Source organism: Saccharomonospora iraqiensis subsp. paurometabolica YIM 90007 (assembly GCF_000231035.2).
Classification (GTDB): Bacteria; Actinomycetota; Actinomycetes; order Mycobacteriales; family Pseudonocardiaceae; genus Saccharomonospora; species Saccharomonospora paurometabolica.
In genome coordinates this window covers 1-1,152 of record NZ_KI912228.1, presented here as the reverse complement: position 1 = coordinate 1,152, position 1,152 = coordinate 1, and the positions used below count along the sequence as shown (strand labels likewise).

1 protein-coding gene is annotated in these 1,152 nt (G+C 75.5%); it reads right to left on the bottom strand.

Features of this window, described 5'->3' with window-relative positions:
* Positions 1 to 1,152: UvrD-helicase domain-containing protein (locus SACPADRAFT_RS26695; RefSeq protein WP_157577129.1), on the bottom strand; the 1,152-nt coding region annotated here is incomplete at both ends.

The following is a 1,152-nucleotide window of genomic DNA, read 5'->3' as shown; positions in this document are numbered from 1 at the left end:
GTGGCGTCCCGCTCGGCGAACCAGGTGCGGGCCATCGCGTCGGCGATCCACTCCCGTTCGGCCCGCACGTCCGCGCACAGGGCGGCGCGGATGTCGGCGGTCTCCGCCCCGTCGCGGGCGCGCAGCTCCCGCACCCCGAGCCCCTGCGCCCGCAGCGGTTCGGCGATCGCGTTGGCCAGCGTCAGCACCTCCGGCGGATTCCGGAAGCTGGTGAGCATCCCGTACTCCCGGGCCGGAACCGGGTCCCCGTTTCGGCCGGGGTCGCGGCGCGGGAAGTCGGTGGTGAACCGGGGCAGGTTCGCCGCGCTGGCGCCGCGCCAGCCGTAGATGGCCTGCGCCGGGTCCCCCACCGCGGTGACGGGCATCGGCTCGGCACCCCCGAACAGCGCCCGCAGCAGCACCCGCTGGGCGTGCCCGGTGTCCTGGTACTCGTCCAGCAGCACCGCTCCGAACCGGGCACGTTCCCCGTCCGCCACGTCGGGGCAGGTCCCGGCCAGGCGCGCGGCCAGCGACATCTGGTCGGCGAAGTCGAGCGCGCCCTCGGCCCGTTTGCGCTGCCGGTACGCCTCGACCAGCGGCAGCAGCTGGGTCCGGAACCGCTGCGCGGACACGATCTCGGTCAGCGCCACCGGCAGCGCCGCCTTCTGCCCCTTCGCCCTGGGCGCGGTCTCCACCAGTTCGGTGAACCATTCGGTGTACTCGCGGAGCCGGTCCGGCTCGACGAGGTGTTCCCCCAGCTCGCCCGCCAGCGCGAGCACCTGCGCGGTCACCGACGGCGGCACCCGGTCGGTGTCCAGGTCGGCCTCCCAGGTGGCCACCACCCGGTGCGCGAGCTGCCAGGACGCCGTCTCGGACAGCATGCGCGCCCCGGGCTGCACCGGCAGCCGCAGACCGTGCTCGGCGAGCAACCTGCCCGCGTAGGCGTGGTAGGTGAGCACCGTGGGCTCGCCCGCCGCCACGGCGAGCCTGCGCTGCCCGCTGGGGTCGACCCGGTCGAGCAGGCCGGACCCGGCGAGTCGGCGCAGCCGGGCCCGGACCCGTTCGGCGAGCTGGCGCGCCGCCTTCCGCGTGAAGGTCAGGCCGAGTACGCGCTCGGGAGTGACCAGGCCGTTGGCGACCAGCCACACCACCCGCGCGGCCATGGTCTCCGTC